Origin of the sequence: Streptomyces sp. NPDC056361, from assembly GCF_042262805.1 — a bacterium.
GTDB lineage: Bacteria > Actinomycetota > Actinomycetes > Streptomycetales > Streptomycetaceae > Streptomyces.
In genome coordinates this window covers 31,578-55,418 of sequence record NZ_JBHJQI010000030.1, presented here as the reverse complement: position 1 = coordinate 55,418, position 23,841 = coordinate 31,578, and the positions used below count along the sequence as shown (strand labels likewise).

Genomic DNA, 23,841 nt, shown 5'->3' with positions numbered 1-23,841 from the left:
GCTGGCCGCGGGGTGCTTGGTGGAGTTACTGGTGCTACTACGGCGAGACCAAGGCGCACTTGACCTTTGGCCCCGGCATCGTCGACAACGACAACATGGTCCCGCTCGGGGCCGGTGCTGAGAAGCTGCCCGCGACCCGACTCACGGAGCATCGCTGAGCGCCCCAGTTCCAGTTGGCCTGGCTGAGGGCGGGAACGGCAAGTTCAGTGTTCGGCGGTCGCTCGGTGGTGTGCATCCCGATGAGCGAGTACTTCGGTCATGTGCGCTTCGGCCCAGTCCTTGAGGCCGGCCATGACGTGGTTCAGGGACAGACCGAGTTCCGTCAGCTCGTAGGTGACGGTGACGGGAACGGTCGGTGTGACAGTACGGGTGACCAGGCCGTCGGCTTCCAGGGAGCGCAGGGTCTGGGTGAGCATTTTCTGGCTGGCGCCCGCGAGCCGGCGGGAGAGCTCGGAGTAGCGCATCGACCGGGGCCCGTCCTCGTGGTCGATGCCGGGTCGGTGCGGGCCGTCGCTGCCGAGGGCGGCGAGGATTAACGCGACCCACTTGTCGGATATCCGGTCGAGTAGCTGGCGGCTGGGGCAGCCCGCCATGAACGCGTTGTAGCTCGTCTTCGCCTCGGCCCGGTGTTGGGCCGCTGTCTGTGTCGACATTGATCGCTCCTTCGGTACCCGATGGGGGGTTACGCACTTCCAAGTGCCTTCTTCCGGGCGGAGGTTAACGAAACCAGCATGGACCTCGGAAGCGATCACCCCACCGCAAGGGAACAACGCCATGAGTGCTGCCACTTTCCGTACCGCCGTCGTCCGTGTCCCGAACGGGCCCGACTCGATCGAGATCATCGACGTGCCCGTCGCCGAGCCCGGCCCCGGCCAGATCCGCGTCGCCGTCGCCGCGGCGACGGTCAACCCCACCGACCTCGGCGTCGCAGCGGGCTTCTTCCACGCGATCGGACTGGTCCAGCAGCCCGAACACACAGGACTGGGCTGGGAGTTCTCCGGTGTCGTGGACGCGGCCGGGCCGGGCGTCGACGTGGCCGTCGGCACTCGGGTGGCGGGCCTGGTGGTCGGCTTCGACCGCGACTACGGCACCTACGCCGAACAGATCATGGTTCCGGCGGCCGACGTCGTCCCGGTCCCCGACGGGCTGGACCTGCTGGCCGCGACCACGGTCCCCCTCAACGGACTGGCCGCCGCCCGGGCCGTAGACCTCCTCGGCGACGCGCCCGCCGGGGCCGCCCGGCTGCTGGTGACCGGTGCCGCGGGGGCGGTCGGGGCGAACGTCACGGTACTGGCGCAGGAGCGCGGCTGGCAGGTGACCGGGCTCGCCCGCGCCGGCGACGAGGAGTTCGTCCGTGGCCTCGGCGCAGACTTCACCGTCCACGCCGAGCCGGAATGGGACGCGGTCGTCGACCCGGCGCAGCTCAATGACCAGGCCGTGAAGCTGGTTCGCGACGGAGGCGCCTACATCGGCCTGCGGCCCGGCCTCGAACCCCCCACCGAGCGCGGAATCTCTGTCACCTCCGTGGTCACCGCCTCCGACCCCACCCGACTCGCCAGCCTCCTCACCCGCGCCGCCGCCGGCGTCCTCCCGACCCGCGTCCACGCCGTCGTCCCCCTGGACCAAGCCCCCGAAGCCCACCGGGCCACCGCCGAGGGCGGCCTCCGCGGCCGCTACATCATCTGCCCCTGACCAGCCTGACGTTGAGAGCACGGCCGACCGCGACCGCGAACCCCGCCCATCGGCAGCGTCGCAGGTGGGAGACCGGCCCATGCCGGGCAATCTCGTGCTGCCAAGCCCATACTGCGCAGCCGATCCCCGACGCGCTACGACATTGGTGTCATCGCCGAATTCGGCGAGCTACCGCAGCGCGCGCCACCTACGGCATCGGTGCACCACCAAGACGTCTGCGGCGAGTGACGAAGCCGCTCGCCCGCTCCCCGCCGCCAGCGATGCCTCGGCGACGGCTCGCGAGGCTGTGCGACCGAGGCTGTGCGACGCCCGGCGCGGATCCCATCAGCTGTGCCCCACGCCACCCCACCTCACCCAACCCCACCCCGCCCACCCCACCCTGCCCCGTCCCAACCCCGTCCTGCCTTGCTGTACGACATCCTCAGGAGTCCCACCATGACCATGAAGCGCCTCGCCACCACCCTCGCCGTCCTCAGCGGCCTGTTCCTCCTCTACACGGGGGCCAGCTTCCTCCTTGCCCCGCAGGTGACGGCCGCGGGGTTCGGGGTGCCAGTCTGGCCACAGGGTGGAGGGGAAGGCTTCCTGATGGTCAAGGGCATGCGGGACATCGGCTTCGGCCTGGTGATACTCGTGCTGCAGCTGGCCGGGCAGCGCAAGGCGCTCGGGATGGCGATGGCAGCAATGGCCGTTGTCCCGGTCGGCGACATGACGATCGTGCTGAGTCACGGGGGTCCGGCGGCGACCGCGTACGGCGTCCACGGGCTGGCTGCGGCGGTGGTCGCCGTGACCGCGGGAATGCTGCTGCGCGAGCGGTCGGCAACCGCCTGAGCCCCGCACAAGGTGGAGCTGCCCTTGGGGTCCAAGGAGACGTGGAGTCGGCCGCCATCCGCTGTGCCGGGGCCGTCGAGCGGGGAAGCCTGCTTCACCCTTTCCACACTCGATGGAACGGAGGGCGGCGTCGGTCCGGAGGCCGACCTCCGCATCGACACCGACTGTCGGACCAGCTTTCTGAGCGCTGTCAGCCCGCTCTATCGAACTGGCCCGCATTCATCGACGATCACGGTCGGCTCCGGCAGGAAGACGTCATGGCCGACGGGGCCGTAGGCAATGTTGAACGTGTCGAGCCAATACGACCAACCGCGGATGCCCAGGGCGCTGGTGAACCGGTAGTTCAACTGCCAGCGCACCCACTGCCCGGGAAGCAGCCGAACCGCCGGCGGCCTGCGCGGCCGAGGCGGCAACCCGAAGAGCGGCTCCACGCGAGCGAGTACTCGGAGCCGATCACCTTCGTCCCGTAGGCTGACACCGATCTCGCGAAGGTCCTTCTGGCTCGAACGCGGCTCGAAGCCATCACGCTCAGACATCTGGACGAAGTGGGCAAACCCGGAGGGTACCTGAGGCAACGAGAAGCCGACCGGCGCCGCGTTCCTGCGGGCAGCTGCCTCCCCGCCCCGAGACCGCTTCGTCCAAGACGTCTTGATCTGCTGCACCGTGATGTCCACCGCACCGCCTTTCCCCGAGAGCCTACGGTGAACATTCGCTTGACGTCATCCAGGCTCCGGTGCACCTGCCGACTGCCAGTTCTCGATAACATTTCAGAGAGTCAGAGACTCGGACCACTCTCCAAAACCGCCTGCAGGCGCTCTCCGATTTCAGGCTCTGGTCCACTTCGGCATTTAGATTCGGTTGACATGGCCTTCGACGATTCCGGCGTTCCACAGCTGCGAGAGTCCGGCGGTGACGGCGTCGAGGTCGCGTTCGAGGTGCCGGGCGAATTGCAGGGGCAGGCGTAACAGGGGTGCGGTGGTCCTCGCTTAGTACTCAGTCTGACTTTGCGATCTATGTGCTTGCTACGGTGGCGAGTCGTCGGCGGTAGTGGCTGCGTCGGGCTGTTGCCTGGTGGCGTCTGCGCCAGTTTGACCAGTGCAGGAGCCTGGCTGGGGACTGGAGCGGTGGGTTGAACGCGGCTGCGAGCAGGTGGCGGATCTCCGGGACGGTGAGGTCGATTGGGTCGCTGCTTCGGGCGGGGTGATCCGGGTCGGCGGGGCGGGGCGGTGTCGTGCTGGCGGCGGCGGCAGCCAGGAAGGCAAGGGCGAGCATGGCGAGAGTGATGTGCCGGTGCCATGCCGTCCAGTGCCTCACCTGGTAGTGGTCCAGGCCGACTTGGCCCTTGGCGGCCTGGAAGCATTCCTCGATGCACCAGAGGATGCCGGCCACGCGGACCAGCTCGGACAGGGCCACCGGGATGGGTGACCAGCACAGGTAGAAGGCGAGTTCCTGGGTGGCGGCGTTGCGGCGTATGAGCAGGTGGCGGTGGTCGCCCTCGCCGGTCTGGATCCAGGCCCAGTCGTAGTAGCGCGGGCCTTTCGCCCCCGCTCCGGCGCTTTGTCGGTGCCAGGCCGTGGCGGGCAGAAGGCCTGTGACGGTGTCCGCGCGGACGAGGGTGCGGCCGGAGTTGATCCGCACCCGGGTGGAGCAGGCGACGGCCAGGACGTAGCCAATCCCGCGCGCCTCCAGGGCGGCGCGGAGTTGGGGGTCCTGTCCGTAGGCTTCGTCGCCGGTTACCCACGAGGCGGTGACTCCGGCGTCCAGCGCGGCGGTGATCATCTGCCCGGCGAGGCGGAGCTTGGTCGCGAACTGGGCATCGCCGGGGATTCCTGCGGTGCGGCGGTGCTCAGTGTCCTGGCACCAAGAGTGCTCGGGCAGGTATAGCCGGCGGTCGATCAGTGCCCGTCCCCTGCTGGTGGCGTAGGCGAGGAACACGCCGATCTGGCTGTTCTCGATCCGTCCTGCGGTGCCGGTGTACTGCCGCTGCACGCCCGCCGATGCACGGCCCTTCTTCACAAAACCGGTCTCGTCCACGATCAGCACCCCGCCTGCGGTGCCGAGATGGTCCACGACGTAGGCGCGGACCTCGTCGCGGACCGTATCGGCGTCCCAGCGGGCGCTTCGCAGTAGACGCTGCATTGGCCCGGGACAAGCGTGACCAGCTTGTTCGGCCAGCCGCCAGCAATTCTTGCGCTCGACCCCGGAGAGCAGCCCAAGCAGGTACGCGCGGGCGGTGGCCCGTGGCTCCACTCGTCCGAACCGCCCCGCGATCCGGGCCATGACCTGGTCGAACATCGCTCGCCAGCGGGCAGGGTCTACGCTCTGGCCCGCGGCCATCACACGATCTTCTGGAGTCCACACAACCCCCGATGATCACGCGGTGGCCGTTCCCATCCCCGGCCGGGTCCAGGGCAGTACCGAACTCCTCGCTTCGGCCCGACGGCCCTGAACGGCAAGATGAGCGCATGGACAGCGAACCTCTGCAGATCCCGCTTGACCAGCTCCGGCACGCCTTCCAGCTGGCACTGCAACATATCGAAGCGTCAGCCGGCAGCACAGTGGCACTCGAACGTGACTACTTCTGGGCTGTCCCGGGCGACGAGCTCTACGACGTCCCCAACGAACCGCGAACGATCACGATCGGACAGCTCTCCGAGTCATGGCAGCACCTTGAGGACCTACTCGCCGACCCGGACCGGGCCGTGGGCCACCACCTGGTCTGGCTTGCCGATGTCCTCCGCGCGATCGGGCAGGACACCGTCCGGTAGCCACCACGCCCGCCCAACGTGATGTGGAATTACGAAGTCGCACTGGAGTATTAGGTGAGGACGAAGGCGGTGAGCAGCACGGCCGCGGTGGCGAGGGTCGCCCACGTGACGGGTGAGCTTCAGCCCAGGGCGTCGGTGCGGACGACACCGAGCACCAGGAGTCCGGTTCCCCTGTCGCCAGGACGGCGCCCAGCGCGTCCGGCCTTGCGCGTCCGGCCTTGCGCGCCGGGCGGGTGGTGCTTCGGCGGGCACGCCTGCGAGGACCAGCGCGAGAGCCGCCGCGACGATGGGCAGGTTGATCAGCATGACCCAGCGCCAGCCCGCGTACTCGGTCAGTAGTCCGCCCGCCAGCACGCCCAGCGCGCCGCCCGCGGCGTTTCACCGCGCTCCATACCCCCAGGGCCCGGACGCGGCGGGGGCCTTCGGTGAAGGTGGTGGTGAGCATGGCGAGTGCGGCCGGTGCGGCCGCGGCGGCGCCCAGGCCCTGCTCGGCGCGTGCGGTGATCAGTTGCCAGGGGGCCTGGGCCAGTCCGCCCATCAGCGAGAACGCCCCGAAGGCGGTCAGCCCCAGTACGAACATCCGGCGCCGGCCGTACAGGTCGCAAGCGCGTCCCCCCAACAGCAGGAGCCCGCCGAACGTGAGCGCGTACGCGTGCACGACCCACGACAGGTCGAGCGGCGCGAAGTCCAGCGCCGTGTGGATCGCGGGTAAGGCGACGTTGACCACGGACATGTCCAGGGGTACTACACCGCCGGAGAGATTGTGGTCAGGACGACAGCGGCCCGACGTCGCGCGGACGACGACCGAGCGACCTGGTGGTGAGGTCAGGTTCTCCAGAGTCGACGGATGCCCGCTCCATCCGGCTTGCTGGGTTTCAGACCCACTGAGATCAACTGCTGCCGCTCGCTGTCCGGGCGGTTCCTTGCTCCATAGGCCATGCGTTCGAGCCTCTCCTCCTGCCCTGTCTCACGCAGGAGTTTGACGAGAAGGATCAAGGTGTCCAGAGGAGCGTGCTCGCTGGCCATGAACGGCAGGTGGTTGCTGTCCCAAACGGTCGGGTTCCCGCTATACGGTCTGTACGTCGAGAGGTGAAGGATCTCCGCCGCTGAACGTCGTGCCGCGATCGCCTTCAACAGGCGTTCGTTCTCGAGAGGGCGCTTCAAGCGGTCGAACTCCCGTGACACCGACACCAGCTCGTCAGGGGAAGCCTCGGCCACGTATTGAACGATCAGTTCGTCCGCCGCCGTACCGCTGTCCTGATCGCGCAGCGCCACGATCGCCTTCGCGATCTGTTTGGAAGAGTCCGGGGCGGCGGCCGTCGCTGAGCCCGCGGGGACAAGCTCGTGACGCTTCCACAGTTCGATCTCCTTTCCCGTGGCGCTCATCATCGTCTCGACGTGCGAGGCCTCCTGCTGCATGAGGCGCAGCATGGCCTCGTGCTGACGGACGAGGTCCTCGAGAAGGCTGATGCGACGGTGGGTCTCCTCGCGTTCGTCTCCGCCTTCGCGCTGATCGCGGCGGGCCTCTGCGGCCATGTCGCCGATCCGGCCTTCGAGGTCCGACAGGCGCTGCTCCTCCTCGGCCAGGCTCTGGCGCAGCTGCGTCAGCTCTTCGGCCGTCTGGACCCGTTGGCTTTCCAGGTCCTCGAGCGCCGCCTCGAGCCTGACTTCCCTCGCCATCAAGGGGCCCTTCGCCTGTGCTGCGGCGAAGACCAGCTCACGCCCCCTGCGTACGGCGTCAGGATGTGCCGGTCGGCCGGCTCGCTCGGCCAGCAGATCGTGCAAGCGGGAGACCAAGGAGAGCTTGGGCAGCGCCTTGCCTCCGAGGTACCGCGACAGCTGGAACTCGCTGACCGGATCCTTCGGGTTCGCCTCCGTGAGAGCTACTGCCAGCTGCTTGGACGTCATCCCCAGGCGGCTGTGGAGCTCGCGAAGATAGCGGGCGAGTTCCTCCTCCGCCGGGTTGAGTCCGGTGAGCGCGGCCAATCCGCGTGGCTGGTTGGCTCCTCTTGGCGATGGTGTCAGCGGCACGAGCCTCTCCTCGACGACAGCGAGCACCACGCGATGGCGTGCTTCCCCTCAAATTGCGGTGTGTCGCAACTCCTGGTGTCGCCGGTTTCCTGGATCCAGGCCGGCCACCCAGCTGATGACACGAACGGAGCATCCCATGTCCTCCTCGTCCGACAACGCGCCTTCCACACGTAGGCCGTTCCTGGAAATCCGATGCGGTGGCGTCCGCCTGGTCGTCCAGCACATCCCGTACAAGCTGATCACCGTGGTCACCACGGTGGCGGGCGCGGTGACCGGAAGCCTCTGGTTCCCACGCTGACATCACCCTCCTCGTGTGAGGGGACTGCCGGACCGAGTCAGGAGTCCGGCAGTGCCCCTCCATGGACGACGACTGGGCGGCGCTGCCCGCGCCGAGGGCGGGGATCCACCGCCCGGCGCCGCCGCACCGGTTGCCGCGCGGGACACCGCGTTCCGACGAACTGAAGTGCCCCGCTCGAACCTGCGTTTGCAGTGCGGGCCAGGCATCGAGGAACACTCCCGCGCGCCGGGAGCACCCTCGTATCATCCCCCTCAGGGACCGCGAACGCCGTCCCGTCGACCTACCAGGACCAAGGGGCGGCGTCTTGGACTATCGGCAACTGTTTTCCGACGACGAGGTGCGGCAGGAGTTCCTCGACCGCTTCGACGAGATCGCGGCGGGTGCGGCCGGACTTGGCGGATTCGAGGGCATGGACGGTGGCCTCACGGTCGACCGGGCCGCCGAGGTCGTGGAGCGCATGGCCCAGGGCGACTGGGTGTCCGGCGATTCGGGCTTGGAGGCGATCATCGAGCGCTTCGCCCGGCCGGTGCACCTGGTGCAGCGGTCGACGTTCCGGCTGCCGCCGGATGGCCGGCCCACCAGCGCGCACGTGACGGCGCGCCTGGAACGCGCCCGTCGGCCGCTGGAGCGGGCGATCCCCAGCGTCGGCCGTATCGACCTGCGCAACCACCGCATGCGGTGGGCGGGTACGGGCTGGATGGTCGGCCCCCGACTGGCCGTGACGAACCGTCACGTCGCGGAGGTGTTCGCCAAGCAGGCCAAGTCCGGGGCGGACACGGGGTTCGCGTTCAAGCAGTCCTGGACGGGCAAACCCGTGCGGGCCGACCTGGACTGGTATCAGGAGCACCAGCAGCCGGAGGAGTCCCGGTTCAGGGTCACCGAGGTCGTGTGGATCGAACCGGACGGGAGCCACGATGTGGCCCTGCTGCGGATCAGCGCGACAGATGAGGACGGTGGCAAGCCGCCGACGCCCATCGAGCTCGACACCTCCGGGGCGCGCACGGGCCGCTGGGTCGGGGTCATCGGCTATCCGGCGCGTGACTCCCGCGCCGACGCCGGCGACCAGCAGCGGATCTTCGACGGTGTCTACGACTGCAAGCGGCTGGCCGGTGGAAAGCTCACCGCGGTGCAGGGCAAGGACATCGTGCACCACGACGCCACGACCCTGGGAGGCAACTCCGGCTCGGCCGTGATCGACCTGGACTCCGGCAAGGCGGTCGCCCTGCACTTCGCGGGTGAGGCCGGTCAGCGGAACGTGGCCGTGCACGCCGCGGCCGTGGCCCGGATCGTCCAGGCGCATGGCCGCTGAGCACTCCTCCCCGCCGGGCGACGGGCACGGCGGCCTGGACCCCGCCGGTGCGGCGTCCCCGGCGGGGGAGTGGCCTGGCGGGGGCGCGGCCGGTGCGGAGGCGTCCTCGCCGGGGAAGGGGACCGGCCCGGAAGAGGACAGTGAGACGGCGTACGCGGCCGGGCTGGAAGTCATCACCCGGGCGAGCGCCGGCTTGGTCGACCCGGCGGACCTCATCCGGGTCTTGCGCGACATGATGGTCCGGGTGGCGCGGGTGGAGATCGGCGGCCGCCCCGTGGGGACGGGCGTGCTGGTCGCGCCTGACGTCCTGCTGACGGCCGGGCACGTGCTGGGTACGGCCCAGGAATCGGGGATGCTGCCGGATGGGCTGGAGGCGCGGTTCGACTTCGGCACGCCAGGCGGTGACGGCCGGGTCGCACCCCATGAGAGGGGAATGCGGGCGCGGTTGACGGAGCTGCTGGCCTACAGTCCTCCCACCGCAGCCGAACGGAACGCCTCCCCTCTCGCCTGGGACGCGTCGCCGGGGCGCCTGGACTACGCCCTCCTGCGGGTCGGTAGACCGATGGCGTACAGTCCCGCGTTCCTGTCCTCCGGCACCGGCCCCCGAGGGCACTACCTGCTGGAACGGGACGCTTATGACGTCCACCATGCGAATCTGCTGTTCGTCGTCCACCATCCGCTCGGTGAGCCGACGCGCGTCTCGTACACGACCGCCCCGCTGGTGGAGAACGAGCAGGGCACGAGGATCCGCTACCAGAACGTGAACACCACGCCCGGATCGTCCGGCGGCCCGATCGTCGATCTCCGGGGCCGGCTCGTCGGCATCCACCACTACGCCGCGGGGGCGGTCAACCAGGGCATTCCGGCGTCCATGATCGCCCGGGCCGTGGCGAGAGGCCCACACGCCCGGATACTGGACCCGAGTCCGCCCCCACCCGCTGGGCCGCCGAGCGGTGCCGCACCCGCCGTCATGCTGAGCTGGGTGCCCCAGGACCGATCCTGGGCCGACCTCGTCCACGACGTCCTGGCCGCCTCAGGGCACCAGGTGCTGATGGGCCCGTCCGCCGACCGGCCGGGGCATCGCACGCTACGGGAGCACGTGGACGGCGGCGGGAAGGTCCTCGCCCTGGTCAGTCCCGCCTATCTCGCGGACCCCGACATGACGGACGAGCGCGATCACATCGTCCACGACTTCGACCACGCGAGCGCTCCGAGTCGCCTGGTTCCCGTACTGGTCGAAGGCGAGGCCTCGGGAAGCCTCGCACTGCTGTCACCCGTGGACCTGCGTGAGGTGCCCGTCGCCCCCGGCACCGGGCATCAGGGCAGTGACCGCATGCGGGAGGCCTCCGCGCGGCTCGCCTCCGCCCTCGGCTCCTCGCCGTCCGCTCCGGCGGCGCCGGCCCCCGCCTCCCGCGAGTCCGTCCTCGGCTTCCGGCCCGGCGACCCGCTGCCCCGGCTGCGGCTGCTCAGCGACCGTGCGCGCAAATCGGCGGGCACCGTCTCGGGAACCGTCTTCGCCGACGGCCAGGAGAGTCAGTTCGCGGCGGGCCTCTACGTCACCCGCGACCTGGAGGACGAGCTCCTCGAGCGGCTGGAATCCGACGCGCTCACCCCTCTCGTAGTGGTCGGGGAGGCCGGGTGCGGCAAGACCAGCATCCTGTGGAGCCTGGCCCGGCGCCGCTGCGGAACGGACACCGGGGAGGTCTTCTTCCTGAAGGCGACCTGGCTGGTCTCCGGCCCGTCCGGGGGTGCCAGGGTCGACCCGGGCATGCTCGTCGAGGCGATCGAGCAGGCCCGCGCCGACGGGCGGACCGTGACCGTCCTGATCGACACCGTCGACGTGCTGGTCAACAACGAGGACGACTGGGAGCGGCTGGTCACCGTCGTGCACGCGGCGGGAGACGCGGGCGCCACCGTCGTCATGACCTCCAGAGTGGCCGAGGCGGCCGAGCTGCCGGCGGAGTGGCGTCGGCTGCCGCTGAGCGACTACGCCACCGACACCGCGGTCGGCCGCCCGCACACCACCAGCGAGTTCGAACGCGCCGTACTGGCGCACAGCAGGTTCTTCACGAACGACCCCCAGCTGCGGGAAGACCTGATCAGCAGAATGCTGACGATCGTGGCCCGGGACATCTCCCTGCACCCGTTGTGCCTGCGCCCGTTGACCCTCCGCATGCTGTTCGAGATCTACACACCGAGCCAGGTCCCCGACGTGGTCGACACCACCGGCCTGTACGAGACGTACTGGGACCACCGTGTGACCCGCGACCGCCGTGCCTGGGACCCCGGCGGCAACCACGGGGACCACGACCGCGACCTCGGTGCCACGGCCGTGGCACTCGCGCTGGAGATGCTGCGGACCGGCCGCCCCGAGGCATGGATCGACCGGGTACGGCGGCCCGCGGACCTCACCGCCGCACGACTGAGGGAGGAAGCGGGCCTGCTGGAGAAGCGCGGGGTCGGGCACCTCGCGAACGGCGTCTTCCAGTTCTTCCACCAGACCTTCTTCGAGTACGCCGCGAGCTACGCCCTGGTCCTCGGCCGGGGTGCCGCCGGTCTCGGCGCACTGGTCGAGCGGCTTCAGGCAGCCGACGGCGAGGACTACTTCTCGCTCGCGGTGCTGGAGCAGGCGTGGCTGTGCGCGGACCGGTCGCAGGACGCCGCGGAAGCCGCGGCGGCGACGGTGGGCAAACTCCTGAAGACCATCTCCGACGACCTCGACGAGGAGCGCACCACGGTCCGGTACGGTCTGCGCCGCGCGGTCCTGTCCGTCTGCGCCCAGAGTTCCCTGCCGACCGAGGAGATGCTGACCGACCTGCGCAACATCCTCGGCTCTCCGAGACTGGCACTGCCGGCCCTGCGGCAGTTCCTGGAACTGCTGCCCGCCCCGGGCCGCGCGTACCAACCCCGCGACGCCGACTGTCTCAACGCCGCCGCGACCCGCACGGACAACGCCTGGATCGCCGTCCTGGAGGTGCTCGACCGGCTACTGCCCCGCGATCCCGGGGAGGTCGTCGGCGCCGTCCGGACGACGGGGCTCGTGCAGCGTGCCATCGACGGCGGCCACGCGCTGTCCACGCGGGGCGAGTTCGCCGACTTCCTCGTCCGACTCCTGCCCGCGCAGCCCGAGGACGCCTTCCCGCTCGTCAGGTCCGTGGTACGGGCCGCACTCGCAGCCGACAACCACCAGTACGCCGCGGACGTCCTGTCGAGAATGGCCGCGTCGAGCGCCGCGCACGGGGAACCGCACCGGTGGGCCGACTGGGCGGACGACCTTCTCGGCGACACCCGCGCGACCTCGTCCGCGCTGATCAAGGCCCACACCTCCGTCCAACTGCCCTCTCTGCGCACGCTCGCGTTCCCCGAGCTGGTCGACCGGCTCACCGAACTCGTCCCCCGGCTGTCGGCCGCCCCCGGCCCGACGACGGCCGACCGGTCCCTCCTCGGCGGACTGCTGACCGCCGCCGCGGACGTGTGCCCGCCCGACGCCGATCCGGGACCCCTGATCGACCTCCTCGCCCAGGTCACCCGCAGGGAACAGGTCGCCGACCTGTCCCGAGGCTCCCTGGTCCGCCTCATGGACTCCGACAGCCCCGTCGGCCGGGCCGCACGCGACCTGTTCGTCGACTGGCTCGTCCAGGGCATGCCGATCGCCGACCGCGACGACAAGGAACTCGTACACATCCGTGCCAAGGTCGCCCGGACCGCCCTGGAACAGCTGGACCTGCCGGCCCACCGCGTCGCCGACGTCGCCGGCCGCGCGGCCGCCGCATGGGAGGCGCCCAACGGCGACCCCGTCCAGGTCTGGCGCTCGACGGGATGCCTGCTTCCCCTGCTGGTGCGGGGCGCGGTCGCCGGCGTCCCCGAGGCCGCTGCGGCGCTCGACGAGCTTCCGGGCGGGTTCGCCGTGACCGGGCCGGACATCACCGCATGGTCGGAGCCGTACAACAAATGGCCCGCGGACGCGGCCGAGGCCGGGATGATGGTGGACCTGCTGGTCCGCATCGGCGAACTCCGGCAGGCGAAGACGATGCTGGTCAACGGCGTGGCGCTCGACGACGCCTCACTCACCCGGCTCACCCACTCGGCCCTCGGCACGCTGCGCGCCGCCGTACCAGCGGTCCGCCCCAACGGCATGAGCCACGAACTCCGCACGAAGCTGAAAGCCCTGGCCGAACTACTCGTCGCACTGCGCCGCAGGGGCACGGCACTGAATCTCCCCTGGACGGAACTGGCCGGCTGGATCGACCGCGTCACCGACCCCCTGGCCCAGGGCTGGCTGGTGGAACTCGTCGGAGCCGGCCTCGAACAGCGCGAGTACCCGCCCGCCGACGCCCTGCGACTGCTGCGCGCGCAGTGCGGCGCGGACGACACACTGGACGGCGAGAGCGAACTCGGCCGCAAGGCCCGCCTGTGGTGCGTGTGGTGGTACAGCGTCCACGGCACGGCCTCCGACATCCCCGAGGCACTCCGCCTGGCCTTCCACGAACCCGTCGACGCGCACACCGTCATCAAGGTGAGCAACTTCGCCTTCCTGGACCGGCGCGACACCCCCCTCACCGAGGACGAGTGCACCGACCTCCTCCTCGACGTCGGCCGCCGCCTGCGAACGAGCTCCCTCGGCTCAGGACGCCGCAAGGACATCGCCAAGGCATGGCAGGCAGCGATGCGCACGCTCGTCCCGGGTGGCACCCCGGACACCCACCTACGCATCATCCGCGAACTCCCCCTCCTCGACGACCCGTTCGCCGCCCACCTGCTCCACTGCGTCCCCGTGAACCGCACACCCGAGCTCCGCGCCGCCCTCAGCGACGTCGCGGCCCGGCCGGACCTCGGCGCCCGCCTCCAACGAGCCGTGCACCAGATCCAGGACCTGAACAAGCGCCACTCCTCAGAGGGCGGCTGGCCCAGCCTGTTCGCGGATCTGGCCCGCGCCGGAGCGTGACGTCATCGTCGCGGCCACCGGCGACGACGACGCCCGTCGCGGAGGCCTTCTTCAACGACCGTCGACTGTCGACCGTCGTCCGCTGTCCGCTGTCCGCTGTCCGTGACGCGGTCGCCGACACGGCCGCTCTGGATCGGTGCCGTACGCTGCGCAAACCCCACCGCCTGAGCCGCCGACTGGAGGGACTCGCGTGACCATGCAGCCGTTCCTGTACGTCGTCTTTTGCGCTCGCCGCGGCCGGGCGCCGTCGGCGGTGTCGGTTGCCCCTCCATTCGGCTCCGTGGTCAGCGCTCGCCGACGGCCGTGAGGATCGTCCCGCTGTGGAAGCGCGTGTACACGGGAGTACCTCCCGGCCACTTGGGATGGCGGCCGAACGGAACTGCCGTAGGCTCGGCCGCCCCGCGCAGGTCGGCCAGGAGCGCACCCTCGGGCAGCAGGGAGCCGACGTCCGCGAGTACCGGATCGCCCGAGGCGAAGGCTGCTTCGACGGTGATGGGCCGCGTGGTCGTGGGTCCGGCAGCGCGCTCCAGGGCCGCAGGGGAATCCTCGGGGAATTCGTCACCGGCATCGGCGAAGTCGCCGGAGAACCAGTTGAGGAAAGCGGTGGAGAAGCTGTCGAAGTGCTCCGTGTCTTGCGCGGCGTACTTCACCAGCTCGGTCACGGTCACCAGCCAATGCTGGAACGACGGCGCGACGAGCTCGGCACCGTGGTCCTCCCAGAACTTGAACACCGGACCCCACTCGCCCGTCGCGGGATCGACGTCCACGTAGTACGTCTCCGCGCAGGCGTTGGTGGTACGGAGCGTGGACCTCCTGCGTGAACCGCTGAGTGGGCCATGTGTCCCGGGACGTTCCGGGATGTCCCCGGGACGCTCGGACGGTGAGGAACGAAAGCCTCCGTGTTTGCTGCGTGCCACGATCGCAGACATGCCAAAGATCCGGTCCGCCCTCTCCGTGGCGGGTGCACTGGCCGCCCTTGCCTTGGCGGCCTCACCCGCCTCCGCAGGCACCAGCGGCCAGCAGATCCTTTTCACCGACGACCGCGGTGACACCTACTCGGTCCTGGTCTCGGGCCCCAACCAGGATGGCCAGAAGGTCAGCCACTGCTTCAACACCCCCGCAACCGACAACTACCTGTCCGGTTGGTGGTGGAAGGGAACCGTCGCCGTCACCGGCTACGCGGGCTCCGGCTGCTCCGGAGAGCTGTACAACTTCGGCTTCTCCGTCCCCGCCAACTGGTCCAGCGACTACTACCAGGTATGGGACTGACCATGATCCGCAACCTCGCCAAGGCAGGCGCCGCACTCGCACTGGGCGCCGGCACCCTCATCCTCGCCTCCGCCCCTGCCTCCGCCGGAACCAACGGCCAGCAGATCCGCTTCTACGACCAGCGCGGCGACGTCTACTCGGTGTTCCTGTACGGCACCAACCAGGAAGGCCACACGGTCGCCGGGTGCTTCAACACCCCCAAGACGGACAACTACATCGGCGGCTACTGGTGGAAGGGCGACCTCGCGATCACCTGGTATCCGGAGTCCGGCTGCGGCGGAACCGCCATCGAGCCCAGCCCGGAAACCTTCCCCATCCCCCAGTCCCAGTCCTCGGACTGGTACACCATCTACGACTTCTGAGAGCCCGGTGAACCTGCGCAAGGCCTGAGCAGCGCCAGACGGAACACGCCTGTGTCCCTGGCTCCCAGTCCGGATGCGCCGGAACCGCCCTCAGCGACCAACCCCTTGCACGTCCGATCCAGCCTGAAGGAACCCCTCCCATGAGCATCAAGACGAAGATCGCCAAGCTCGGCGCGGTCGCCGCCACCGGAACCGCCCTCACCGTCCTCGCCTCCGGAGCCGCGTTCGCCGGGTCCAACGGCCAGCAGCTGAGGTTCTACGACCACCAGGGCGACACCTACTCCATCTCCGTCGCCGGCTACAACCAGAACGGCCAGTGGGCCACCGCCTGCTTCAACACCCCCAACACCGACAACTACATCGGCGGCTGGTGGTGGAAGGGCGACATGACCTGGATCGGCTACAGCTCGGGCGGCTGCTCCGGCGAGGCCACCACCCAGCAGAAGTGGACCACCGTCCCCGCTTCCCAGTCCTCCGACTGGTGGGGCATCACCCAGTAGTCGCCCCGCTCCGGCCCGCGCCGAGCACCGACAATGACCTGCCGGTCGCAGCCACTCGTCGATGGCTGCGACCAGCAGGGCGCTTCGCAGCGCACGGCGACTTCGCCGCACCGGGTCACGACGGCCGCAGGCGTTCGACGAGGCGGTTGACCCCGCACTCGACAGCGTGCGGCTACGGGTAGGGCGGACCGTCAGCCCTGCCGTGCAACCGCCTGACAGTACGACCGGCGAGGGCGTTCGCGCCTATCGCCAGGTCGATCAGCGCCTCAGGGAACCTGCCGCAGTAATCTCAGGCCATGCCTGAGACATCAGTGGCGCACTTCTACGACGATCTGGCCGACGACTACCACCTGATCTACTCGGACTGGGACGCGAGCATCCGTCGGCAGGGGGACGCCCTGGACGCACTGATCGACCAGGATCAGGCGGCGGTTCTCGACTGTTCCTGCGGCATCGGCACCCAGGCCATCGGCCTGGCGCTGCGCGGGCACCGCGTCACCGGGACCGACATCAGCCCCCGCGCCGCCGCCCGCGCTGCCAGGGAGGGCGCCCACCGGAGCGTCAACGTGCGCACGGCAGCCGCCGACATGCGGCGCCTCCCCTTTGCCAAGGGACAGTTCGACACCGTCGTCTGCGCCGACAACTCGCTGCCTCACCTGCTGACAGAGCAGGATGTGAAGGCCGCCCTGGCCGAAATGCGCCGTGTCCTGCGCCCCGGCGGGCAGCTGCTCGTCAGCACACGGCCCTACGACGAGCTTCTGCGCGACCGCCCGACTTCCACGCCTCCACAAGTCCACAGCGCCGCCGAGGCCGGACTTGGAGAGCGAACCGTCACCTTCCAGCTCTGGCACTGGCACGACGACGGCGAGCGCTACGACTTGGAGCACTTCCAACTCCTCCCCGCCGGCGGCGAATGGCGCGTCCAAGTGCGTCGGACCACCTACTGGGCACTCGGCCGGGACCGGCTGGCCGGCCTCGCAGCCGAGGCCGGGTTCGTCGACCCCGATTGGCGGATGCCGGAGGAGACCGGCTTCTTCCAGCCGCTGCTCGTGGCCCGAGTCGGCAAGTAAGCGACCCCCGCGCCCGGCGCGAGACGGCTGATGCCAGCCGACCTGGGCAGCCTGCTCGGCGACGGCGACGGCGACGGCGACGGCGACGGCGACCGCGACGGTCCCGCGCAGGCGCAGGCGCGGGCGCGGGTGTTGGTCAGGCGATGGGCGCCGGTATCGGTTTCGATGACGCTCCCAGCCCCGACGGCGGGGGCGCTACCCTCACGGCCTGCACTTAAGCCACCGCATGGGAGGCATCGGCGAGGACGCGTCCGGCCTGCAACGGGGTCCTGGCGTGCTGGATGGCGGCGATGCAGGCGCGGGCCCACTCGTCAGGGGCCGGGATGTCGAGCAGCCTCTGCAACTGGTCGATGTGTGCGGTGCGTTCGTGTACGGGCATGGTCAGCGCGGTGCGCAGGGTGGCGACGAGGTCGTCCGCGCTGTGGGGGTCGGTGAGCAGGGCCGCGGATCCTGTGTGTCGAGCCACTCCCGCGTACCGGGAGAGGATGAGTGTTCCGGGGCGGTTGGTGGCGTGGTGCGCGGTGACGTATTCCTGCGCGGTGAGGTTCATGCCGTCGGCGAGTGAGGTCACCCAGAAGACGTCGGCGGCCAGGTACTGGTCGACGACCTCGGGGAAGTCGAGGTTGTGGGGGATGTAGTCGACGGGCTGCCAGGCGGGTGTGGCCCACCGGTGGTTGATGAGGCTGATCGCTGTTTCGAGGTCCTCGCGGGTGGTGTCGTAGGCCTCGATGCCTGGTTCCGGAGGCGGGCAGATCAGGCGGTAGGACACCTTCCCCCGGAGCTGCGGTGCTCGTGTCAGGAGCGCGTCGAGTGCGTGGATCTTGTGTACGGGGGCTTTGGCGTAGTCGAGCCGTTCCACGGACAGGACGAGCTGGGTGTCGCGGCCGCCGTCCCGGTGCTGATGCCTGACGCGGGACTTGGCCATCTCTGCTACGGCCTGGCGGTCGATGCCGAGGGGATGCACGCCCAGGCGGGGAGCAGGCATGGCGGCGGAGGAGAACAGCCGGCGGAAGTTGTCGGCGTCGTCCGCGGTGTGGAAGCCCGCCCAGTCCAGGTGCGCCAGCGACGCGATCAGCTGCTCGGCCGCCGGAATGCGGTGGAAGATCTCGGGCCGGGGGAACGGCGTGTGGTGGAACAGGCCGATGGCGAGGTCGGGCCGCCGGGTTTTGAGAACCGCGGCAACGAGCCACAGGTTGTAGTCGTGCAGCCAGACCGTGCCCCCCTGCGCTGCGAGAGAGCCGATGTGGCGGGCGAAGGCGACGTTGACCCGTTCGTAGTCGGACCAGTGATCGGGAAGGTCACGAATCAGGTCGGGCTGGGACATCAGCGCAGGCCACAGCGTCTCCTTGCACACGCGATGGAAGTAGCCCGTCCATCGCTCGGGGCTCAGTGGCAGGAGTGAGAGCGGCACGCCGGCAGCCGCCGCGGCCGTGGCGGTCGGCGGCCTCTCCCCGGTGTGGGCTGCCGCCCACACGGCGTTCAGACGTTCATCGGCGAGGGCACTCCGCAAGGTCGGCAGGATCCCGTTGGGGCTGCACGGCGCGTGCCAGCTGCCGTCGATCCACCGTACGGGAGGACGGTGATAGCCGACCGTCACCGACCGACAGTCCAGCCAGCCGAGACGCTCCATCCCCTCCAACACCGCGGCAGCGCCTTCCCACACCGAATGATGCACTTCCTCCCGCACCGGAACAGCCGCAGCCAGCGCCGCTTCGGCATTCGCCACGACGACGGCGTGGGTGCCTCCGGAGAGCATCGACAGGTCGTTGAGCGAGTCCCCCGCAGCCAGGACCCCTTGACGCGCCCAGCCCATGCCGCGCCTGAGAAGCTCCAGCGCGTTCCCCTTGCTCGCACCGGCCGGCAGCACGTCGAAGAACTGCCCCGAGGAGTACGTCCACGAGCACCCCAGGTCCTTGACCGCGCACCTCAGCGCACCGGTGAGACCCGCCGGATCCAGATGGAACGAGCACCGCCCTTCCTGCGCCACGCCGTGCTGATACACGAGCTGCGGGAAGGCACTCAGCTTCGCCCGTACGTCTTCCGCGCCCGGCCACCCCCTGCGTAGCTCCTCCTCCAAGTCCTCGACGTGTAGCATCCGCGGAGCGTCGACGACGCTCGCACCGACGTCCGCGATGATCCACCGAGGCACCGGTATGAGCGGGTCGTCACGCAGAAGCGCCTGCACGGAATCAAGACTGCGCCCGGTAGCGAAGACGACCTTGATCTGCGGGTGCCGGGCCAGAGCGTCGCGCAGGCGGCGCCGTTCCTTCGGTTCGCCGCCGAGGAGGGTGCCATCGAGGTCGGTCACCAGCACCCTGGCCGCCGAAACTGCTCGCCGGTCCATCGGAGTCTCCCTTCACCGTTGCCCACCACGCCACCGCGTGGTTGCCGTGATGCGGAAATCGGTCGGTGGCCCTTCACTTCTCCGAGCGGGATCTCACCAAGCGGGATCGTGGGTGACCGGGTCCAGGTCCAGGTCCATGGGAAGGACCTCGTCACCGGCTTCCTTCGAATCCGCCGACACCTGCCGGCAGTCTCGTATCGCCTCTCCGAGCAGTGACTCGCGAAAGTCGTCACTCTCCAGAAGCCGAGTGATCAGGCCGTCGGGAGCGTTGCGCGCAGCTTCTACGAGACGATCGGCGGCAGGCTCATGCGGTGCCATCTAGACCTCCAGTTTCACCGAAGCAGAGCGTCGAGCCGCACGGTCCGTCGCCCGCCCCGCCGAGCAACGCGGGACGGAACACGGGCGTCGGCTCCAGCGGATTGATGTGCTGCTGTTGTGCGGTTCTGCCCGCTGCAATGCGCGACAAGTTGGGCGATTGCGCCAAGGCCGCCGCCCGACCAAACCGACTGGCGGGTGCGGCTCGCTGTCCAGCACCAGGCGGTGTCGCCTGGATGAGAGCCCCCGGAAGGGGCGCCGTAGGGTGATGCCTCGTCGGCGTCGGCACGAGCCCAGCGGACCTACCGCTCCAGGGCTGCGCGCGACTTCACCACACTTACACCGGTCATGATCGCTCTCACTGGCGTGGCGCGCATGGTTCCAGCGGCCATTGGAGTGAGAGGCCTGCAGAGGATGGGGCCGTGCTCCCCGCCCTCACGCCGGCAGTCGACGGCTCCCAGCCGACACGATCGACAAGGCGAGGCAGGAGGCCGGCGCGCACCGGCGCCTGGGAGCCAGTACCCGGGCGCCGGCGCCGCAGCAGGTCAATGCTCAGAGGGCGGCCAAGCCCGGAAGCCTTGGCGTTCCGGCTGTCAGTGGCCGCCGAGGCCCCATGCGTCGAGTCCTCCGTAGATATGGGCCTCCATGCAGTGGGGGGCGGCGAAGCCGTCCGCTTCGCCGCGGTAGATGGCGATGAGCGAGTCCCCGCCCCGCCACCAGGTGTCGGTGAGTCCCCGGACTTCAGGTACCGGCTCGAATCCGTCGAGGTCCACCCGTTCGACGGCATCGCCCCTGACCTTTGTGATGCTCGTGGCCCAGGAGCCCGCGTGATGGGCCAGCGCCAGGGCCTCCACCCATCCCTCCACGCTGGCGTGCAGGGGTGTCCAGCGATCGGCGTCGATACCGAACTCGCCTCCAGGCCCGATCATGAATCCGTGGGCCATGGACACGCGGCCGCAGCTGGCCGGAAAGCGCCATCCGTCCTCGGCCGGGCCCTCGGGAACGTCGGCTTCGAGAACACGCGGGCCGCCCGCGTACGCGGGGCCGGGGGCAGAGTAATGCCACCCCACATCTCCTGGAAAGCCACGGCTCGGTCGATTTCCGCAGCGGGTATCCCGTGCTCGAGCCATACGTCCCGGTGCTGTCCGATGTCCCGGCGCGGAACGCGCACTCCGTGCGCTTCGACGAAGTACCGGGCCCGGCGGGTCAGGCCTTCCGACGCGCGAGGTGTCAGCGGCACTCCCGCGTCGGCCTTCATGACTGCGTCCTGTCGATGGATATAGCGAACGCCGGCTCCCGTACGGCCGGTGCCTCGGCCGCGTAGTTCATGGGCAGCTCAGGGTGGTGTGCCCCGCAGCACGAGCAGAGGAATCCGTGATCACTCGTCATGACGTGGAGCCTAGGACATCGTTTCCGATGGCTCTGGTTGTGTGTGGCAGGGTTTCCTGGCGTCCCCAGCTCCTGGTGGGCTGCTGCCCTGGGGTGAGTCGTGCGACGGTGACCAGTTCATGTGGAGTACGACGGGGCTGACTCCGCAGGACTGGGTCGTCACGGTTTCTTCTCGCGGCGGGGCGTGGTGGCACTACGGTGGCGGTGCGGTCCAGTTCCTCGCGGAGTACTGCACCGGGACCCTGGAACCCTGGGGGTTGCCGCCGATCGACCTGGATGTCCCCCTAGCTGATCTGCTCGTAGGAAGTCAGCGGCAGGTGAGTCGCCGGTATCCAATGAGGGCTTCGGCTATGTCTACGAAGGGGGAGGAAGTCTCCGGCCTTGCGTTCGTAGCGGTGGTGGAGCCTCCGGCAGCCTGCCGGCCAGGATAGGGTTCTCTCCACTACCCAGCAGTGCAGGCCCAGCCGTTGTGAGGACTCGACGCCTTCGCGGGCGATGAGGTGACGGATACCCCGCTTGCCGAGCTATTGCCGCAGATGGTCGTAGTCGTAGCCCTTGTCGGCGTGCAGTTTCGCCGGCTTACGGCGCCGGGGTCGGACCCGACCCCTGCTCCACTCGGCGAAGCGCCGGCAGACCGTGGGCCAGGCGGGAGCTGACGCCAAGTGCAGCCCGCGGTGGCCACGTAGATGGTCGCGGCGCGAGCCTCACGGTCGTCGGCCCGGCGTCGGCCCCACCCTGCGGGCGATTTACCTCGGTCGGCGGCACCACCCGCCGAAACAGCACCCACAAATCCTCTGGCACCAGCCGCCCGACCAGATCCGTCATGCGTGGCCCAACGAACGATCACGCCAAAGGAAGCGACGTCTCAAGCGTGGCTGCGGAAGGTCGTGTGCGGGCAGACCGTGGCCGGGCCGGGGCCGACCGCCCAACACGCTCAGTCGGGCCGCGGCTACGAGCACGATGAGTACCGACCTCTGGTCGAGTCTCCGTCTGCCCAGAGCGTCGCAGCTTCGTCGCAGCGGCGCACCGCGGTCGACCTCAACTCCCGCTGCCTGCGGCCAGGTCCGGGTCCGGGTCGGAAGCCGATCTCAGTGGGTCGGGCGCTGCGGGGCACTGGCCACCCCTGAGCTCCGGCCACTCAGCGCGGCATCCAGAGTCTCCTGCGCCATGCGCATCGCGTCGGCGTACTTCGGTTCCGACATGCGCTGCCAAGCCGTGTCCGGTGCGACGTCCTCGACCCGGCTCATCACCCACCAGATGTTGCCGAACGGATCCCGCACCCGGCCGCCGCGATCTCCCCACGCGCTGTCGGCCACCTCGGTGATCACCTGCGCCCCGTGCATGACCGCGGTCGCCATGGCGGCGTCCGCGTCGGGGACGTAGACCCGCAGCAGTGAGGGCATCACCGGCCAGTCGGGCCGTCGGTCGAAGGCCAGCACAACCGTGTCACCGACGCGGATCTCGCCGTGGCCGATGGTGCCGTCCTCGACCGGCACCCGCGCGAGTTCCTCCCCGTCGAACACGGCGGTGATGAAGTCGAGCAGTGCACCGGTGTCGTCGGTGACCACCCACGGCGCAACACTGGTGTAGCCCTCGGGTGCAGTGCGAGTCATCGCTCTCGTCTCCTCGTGTGGATCTACCCTTTGCGATGTGACGACCCTACGGTCCAACTAGGACAAATACTGACCTAGATCGCGGAGGTGTCATCCACTGAGCGCCACCAGGCGCGGCTTGCGTATCACCTCACCGGGGAGAGTGCGGCGGGCTTCGGTGTGCTCGGCTTCGTGCCGGCACGCTCTTCCGCAAGGTGGCCGGGACGGCCGGCGCTCCACCCGGCTGCTGCCCTGCCGAAGGGGGCGAGGTCCGGCGTGCGAACGTGGTGAACCGGGTGCAGTCCGGACCGATGCCTCCGGTTGCTCGCCTGTGTCGGTCGCCTGTGTCGGGCCGCCGGCGACGGACAGTCAGCTGATCTGTTCGGCCAGGGCGACGATGATGCCCGAGGGCCCGCGGAGATAGCACAGGAGGTAGATGTCCTCGTACTGCGCGACCGTGCCGATGAGTTCGGCGCCATGGGGGCGGAGGCGGGCGATGGTGTCTTCGATGTCGTCGACGGCGAACATCACCCGGTGCAGGCCCAGCGTGTTCGGCGGCGGGTTGTGCGATCCGTCCCGGATTGCCGTGGGGGAGTGGTACTGGGCGAGCTCCAGCTTGCCGTGACCGTCAGGGGTTCGCATCATCGCGATGTCGCTACGGACTCCGTCGAGCCCGACGGCCTGATCCGCGAAGAGGCCCTCGATCGGCCCCTTGCCTTCGACTTCCATGCCCAGTTCGGTGAAGAAGGCGACGGCGGTGTCAAGGTCTTCGACGACGATGCCGACGTTGTCCATCCGCTGAAGCGTCATGACGGCTCTCCCTCTGCGTTATGCGGGCCTTAGAGGCCACCGGTATACCGAACGACGGGCTGGCAGCCCCTTCTCGACACCCGCGAAGCGGCTGAGTCACCGATGAGAGCAGGCGCTGTCCATTTCGCTGCACGGACTTTCGCCAGCCGGAATGCGACATCACCGTTGCAAGGCAACGGTGATGTCGCGGACCTGCCAGCCATCTCGTGATGCGGCCTGCTGGACTGATCGCGAAACGCGCTGCCTCTCACAGGACGGAACGCCATGCAGGTCACAGGCCAGGCCACCATCACCGCCACCACCACTTCAGTCAACGGCA

21 protein-coding genes and 3 pseudogenes are annotated in these 23,841 nt (G+C 69.4%); 10 read left to right on the top strand and 14 right to left on the bottom strand.

Annotated elements, in window-relative coordinates; genetic code table 11:
- Positions 1-203 precede the first annotated feature (203 nt).
- Positions 204-653, bottom strand: coding sequence for a winged helix-turn-helix transcriptional regulator (locus ACFCY7_RS12785; RefSeq protein ID WP_376483897.1), 450 nt, complete (start codon positions 651-653; stop codon positions 204-206).
- Between the two features lie 121 nt (positions 654-774).
- Between ACFCY7_RS12785 and ACFCY7_RS12780 the strand changes: the two genes are divergently transcribed.
- Both ACFCY7_RS12780 and ACFCY7_RS12775 read left to right on the top strand, forming a co-directional pair.
- Positions 775-1,692, top strand: coding sequence for an NADP-dependent oxidoreductase (locus ACFCY7_RS12780; RefSeq protein WP_376483896.1), 918 nt, complete (start codon positions 775-777; stop codon positions 1,690-1,692).
- 435 nt (positions 1,693-2,127) lie between these two features.
- Positions 2,128-2,520, top strand: coding sequence for a DUF4267 domain-containing protein (locus ACFCY7_RS12775; protein ID WP_376483895.1), 393 nt, complete (start codon positions 2,128-2,130; stop codon positions 2,518-2,520).
- A gap of 200 nt (positions 2,521-2,720) precedes the next feature.
- Here ACFCY7_RS12775 and ACFCY7_RS12770 read toward each other — a convergent pair whose 3' ends face one another.
- Both ACFCY7_RS12770 and ACFCY7_RS12765 read right to left on the bottom strand, forming a co-directional pair.
- A complete protein-coding gene (locus tag ACFCY7_RS12770; protein WP_376483893.1) occupies positions 2,721-3,194 on the bottom strand; it encodes a hypothetical protein in 474 nt (157 codons plus the stop codon).
- A gap of 337 nt (positions 3,195-3,531) precedes the next feature.
- Entirely contained in the window at positions 3,532-4,800 is a 1,269-nt protein-coding gene (locus ACFCY7_RS12765; protein WP_376483928.1) for an IS701 family transposase, read from the bottom strand.
- Positions 4,801-4,985: 185 nt separating this feature from the next.
- Here ACFCY7_RS12765 and ACFCY7_RS12760 point away from each other — a divergent pair, with 185 nt between their 5' ends.
- The gene (locus ACFCY7_RS12760; RefSeq protein ID WP_376483931.1) at positions 4,986-5,288 is read left to right on the top strand and encodes a hypothetical protein; all 303 of its coding nucleotides are present in this window, start codon (positions 4,986-4,988) and stop codon (positions 5,286-5,288) included.
- Here ACFCY7_RS12760 and ACFCY7_RS12755 read toward each other — a convergent pair.
- The 3 genes and pseudogenes from ACFCY7_RS12755 to ACFCY7_RS12745 form a co-directional block, all read right to left on the bottom strand.
- Positions 5,199-5,642 carry a hypothetical protein gene (locus ACFCY7_RS12755; protein ID WP_376483891.1) on the bottom strand — a complete coding sequence of 148 codons (444 nt, stop codon included), beginning with the start codon at positions 5,640-5,642 and terminating at the stop codon, positions 5,199-5,201. The genes ACFCY7_RS12760 and ACFCY7_RS12755 overlap by 90 nt on opposite strands.
- 88 nt (positions 5,643-5,730) lie before the next feature.
- A pseudogene (locus ACFCY7_RS12750) lies at positions 5,731-6,021 on the bottom strand (MFS transporter); the annotation flags it as partial.
- 92 nt (positions 6,022-6,113) lie between these two features.
- Complete coding sequence (locus ACFCY7_RS12745; protein ID WP_376483889.1) at positions 6,114-7,349, bottom strand: hypothetical protein; 1,236 nt, start codon at positions 7,347-7,349, stop codon at positions 6,114-6,116.
- Positions 7,350-7,455: 106 nt separating this feature from the next.
- Between ACFCY7_RS12745 and ACFCY7_RS12740 the strand changes: the two genes are divergently transcribed.
- The 3 genes from ACFCY7_RS12740 (at position 7,456) to ACFCY7_RS12730 (ending at position 13,871) form a co-directional block, all read left to right on the top strand.
- The gene (locus ACFCY7_RS12740; RefSeq protein WP_376483888.1) at positions 7,456-7,617 is read left to right on the top strand and encodes a hypothetical protein; all 162 of its coding nucleotides are present in this window, start codon (positions 7,456-7,458) and stop codon (positions 7,615-7,617) included.
- 304 nt (positions 7,618-7,921) lie between these two features.
- Positions 7,922-8,926: a trypsin-like serine peptidase gene (locus ACFCY7_RS12735; protein WP_376483886.1), complete on the top strand. Its 1,005-nt coding sequence runs from the start codon at positions 7,922-7,924 to the stop codon at positions 8,924-8,926.
- Positions 8,916-13,871, top strand: coding sequence for a trypsin-like peptidase domain-containing protein (locus ACFCY7_RS12730; protein WP_376483884.1), 4,956 nt, complete (start codon positions 8,916-8,918; stop codon positions 13,869-13,871). The genes ACFCY7_RS12735 and ACFCY7_RS12730 overlap by 11 nt, the downstream gene beginning before the upstream one ends.
- Positions 13,872-14,155: 284 nt before the next feature.
- Here ACFCY7_RS12730 and ACFCY7_RS12725 read toward each other — a convergent pair whose 3' ends face one another.
- Complete coding sequence (locus ACFCY7_RS12725) at positions 14,156-14,638, bottom strand: hypothetical protein (protein WP_376483882.1); 483 nt, start codon at positions 14,636-14,638, stop codon at positions 14,156-14,158.
- 160 nt (positions 14,639-14,798) lie between these two features.
- Here ACFCY7_RS12725 and ACFCY7_RS12720 point away from each other — a divergent pair, with 160 nt between their 5' ends.
- From ACFCY7_RS12720 to ACFCY7_RS12705, 4 genes are all read left to right on the top strand, one after another.
- On the top strand, positions 14,799-15,140 hold the full coding sequence (locus ACFCY7_RS12720; protein ID WP_376483880.1) for a hypothetical protein: 342 nt from the start codon (positions 14,799-14,801) through the stop codon (positions 15,138-15,140).
- A complete protein-coding gene (locus tag ACFCY7_RS12715; RefSeq protein WP_376483878.1) occupies positions 15,131-15,502 on the top strand; it encodes a hypothetical protein in 372 nt (123 codons plus the stop codon). The genes ACFCY7_RS12720 and ACFCY7_RS12715 overlap by 10 nt, the downstream gene beginning before the upstream one ends.
- A 140-nt stretch (positions 15,503-15,642) precedes the next feature.
- Positions 15,643-16,002, top strand: coding sequence for a hypothetical protein (locus ACFCY7_RS12710; protein WP_376483877.1), 360 nt, complete (start codon positions 15,643-15,645; stop codon positions 16,000-16,002).
- A 296-nt stretch (positions 16,003-16,298) separates the two neighbouring features.
- Positions 16,299-17,072 carry a class I SAM-dependent methyltransferase gene (locus tag ACFCY7_RS12705; RefSeq protein ID WP_376483875.1) on the top strand — a complete coding sequence of 258 codons (774 nt, stop codon included), beginning with the start codon at positions 16,299-16,301 and terminating at the stop codon, positions 17,070-17,072.
- 214 nt (positions 17,073-17,286) lie between these two features.
- On the opposite strand, the gene ACFCY7_RS12700 is transcribed toward ACFCY7_RS12705, so the two are convergent.
- The 7 genes and pseudogenes from ACFCY7_RS12700 to ACFCY7_RS12670 form a co-directional block, all read right to left on the bottom strand.
- Positions 17,287-19,416: a trehalose-6-phosphate synthase gene (locus ACFCY7_RS12700; protein WP_376483874.1), complete on the bottom strand. Its 2,130-nt coding sequence runs from the start codon at positions 19,414-19,416 to the stop codon at positions 17,287-17,289.
- 93 nt (positions 19,417-19,509) lie between these two features.
- Positions 19,510-19,734, bottom strand: coding sequence for a hypothetical protein (locus ACFCY7_RS12695; protein ID WP_376483873.1), 225 nt, complete (start codon positions 19,732-19,734; stop codon positions 19,510-19,512).
- Between the two features lie 590 nt (positions 19,735-20,324).
- Positions 20,325-20,989 (bottom strand): annotated as a pseudogene (locus ACFCY7_RS12690) (hypothetical protein).
- Complete coding sequence (locus ACFCY7_RS12685) at positions 20,986-21,120, bottom strand: hypothetical protein (protein ID WP_376483872.1); 135 nt, start codon at positions 21,118-21,120, stop codon at positions 20,986-20,988. The pseudogene ACFCY7_RS12690 and the gene ACFCY7_RS12685 overlap by 4 nt, the downstream one beginning before the upstream one ends.
- 284 nt (positions 21,121-21,404) lie before the next feature.
- Positions 21,405-21,722, bottom strand: a pseudogene (locus ACFCY7_RS12680) (hypothetical protein); the annotation flags it as partial.
- 486 nt (positions 21,723-22,208) lie between these two features.
- The gene (locus tag ACFCY7_RS12675) at positions 22,209-22,733 is read right to left on the bottom strand and encodes a VOC family protein (RefSeq protein WP_376483871.1); all 525 of its coding nucleotides are present in this window, start codon (positions 22,731-22,733) and stop codon (positions 22,209-22,211) included.
- Between the two features lie 348 nt (positions 22,734-23,081).
- On the bottom strand, positions 23,082-23,522 hold the full coding sequence (locus tag ACFCY7_RS12670; protein WP_376483869.1) for a VOC family protein: 441 nt from the start codon (positions 23,520-23,522) through the stop codon (positions 23,082-23,084).
- Between the last annotated feature and the right edge of the window lie 319 nt (positions 23,523-23,841).

What these genes read in the sequence shown, in the direction of transcription:
- ACFCY7_RS12780 (WP_376483896.1), top strand. Translation starts at nt 775, where the DNA reads ATGAGTGCTGCCACTTTCCGTACCGCCGTCGTCCGTGTCCCGAACGGG.
- ACFCY7_RS12785 (WP_376483897.1), bottom strand. Translation starts at nt 653, where the DNA reads ATGTCGACACAGACAGCGGCCCAACACCGGGCCGAGGCGAAGACGAGC.
- ACFCY7_RS12710 (WP_376483877.1), top strand. Translation starts at nt 15,643, where the DNA reads ATGAGCATCAAGACGAAGATCGCCAAGCTCGGCGCGGTCGCCGCCACC.
- ACFCY7_RS12730 (WP_376483884.1), top strand. Translation starts at nt 8,916, where the DNA reads ATGGCCGCTGAGCACTCCTCCCCGCCGGGCGACGGGCACGGCGGCCTG.
- ACFCY7_RS12705 (WP_376483875.1), top strand. Translation starts at nt 16,299, where the DNA reads ATGCCTGAGACATCAGTGGCGCACTTCTACGACGATCTGGCCGACGAC.
- ACFCY7_RS12685 (WP_376483872.1), bottom strand. Translation starts at nt 21,120, where the DNA reads ATGACGAGTGATCACGGATTCCTCTGCTCGTGCTGCGGGGCACACCAC.
- ACFCY7_RS12670 (WP_376483869.1), bottom strand. Translation starts at nt 23,522, where the DNA reads ATGACGCTTCAGCGGATGGACAACGTCGGCATCGTCGTCGAAGACCTT.
- ACFCY7_RS12760 (WP_376483931.1), top strand. Translation starts at nt 4,986, where the DNA reads ATGGACAGCGAACCTCTGCAGATCCCGCTTGACCAGCTCCGGCACGCC.
- ACFCY7_RS12675 (WP_376483871.1), bottom strand. Translation starts at nt 22,733, where the DNA reads ATGACTCGCACTGCACCCGAGGGCTACACCAGTGTTGCGCCGTGGGTG.
- ACFCY7_RS12695 (WP_376483873.1), bottom strand. Translation starts at nt 19,734, where the DNA reads ATGGCACCGCATGAGCCTGCCGCCGATCGTCTCGTAGAAGCTGCGCGC.
- ACFCY7_RS12720 (WP_376483880.1), top strand. Translation starts at nt 14,799, where the DNA reads ATGCCAAAGATCCGGTCCGCCCTCTCCGTGGCGGGTGCACTGGCCGCC.
- ACFCY7_RS12740 (WP_376483888.1), top strand. Translation starts at nt 7,456, where the DNA reads ATGTCCTCCTCGTCCGACAACGCGCCTTCCACACGTAGGCCGTTCCTG.
- ACFCY7_RS12765 (WP_376483928.1), bottom strand. Translation starts at nt 4,800, where the DNA reads ATGGCCCGGATCGCGGGGCGGTTCGGACGAGTGGAGCCACGGGCCACC.
- ACFCY7_RS12700 (WP_376483874.1), bottom strand. Translation starts at nt 19,416, where the DNA reads ATGGACCGGCGAGCAGTTTCGGCGGCCAGGGTGCTGGTGACCGACCTC.
- ACFCY7_RS12775 (WP_376483895.1), top strand. Translation starts at nt 2,128, where the DNA reads ATGACCATGAAGCGCCTCGCCACCACCCTCGCCGTCCTCAGCGGCCTG.
- ACFCY7_RS12715 (WP_376483878.1), top strand. Translation starts at nt 15,131, where the DNA reads ATGGGACTGACCATGATCCGCAACCTCGCCAAGGCAGGCGCCGCACTC.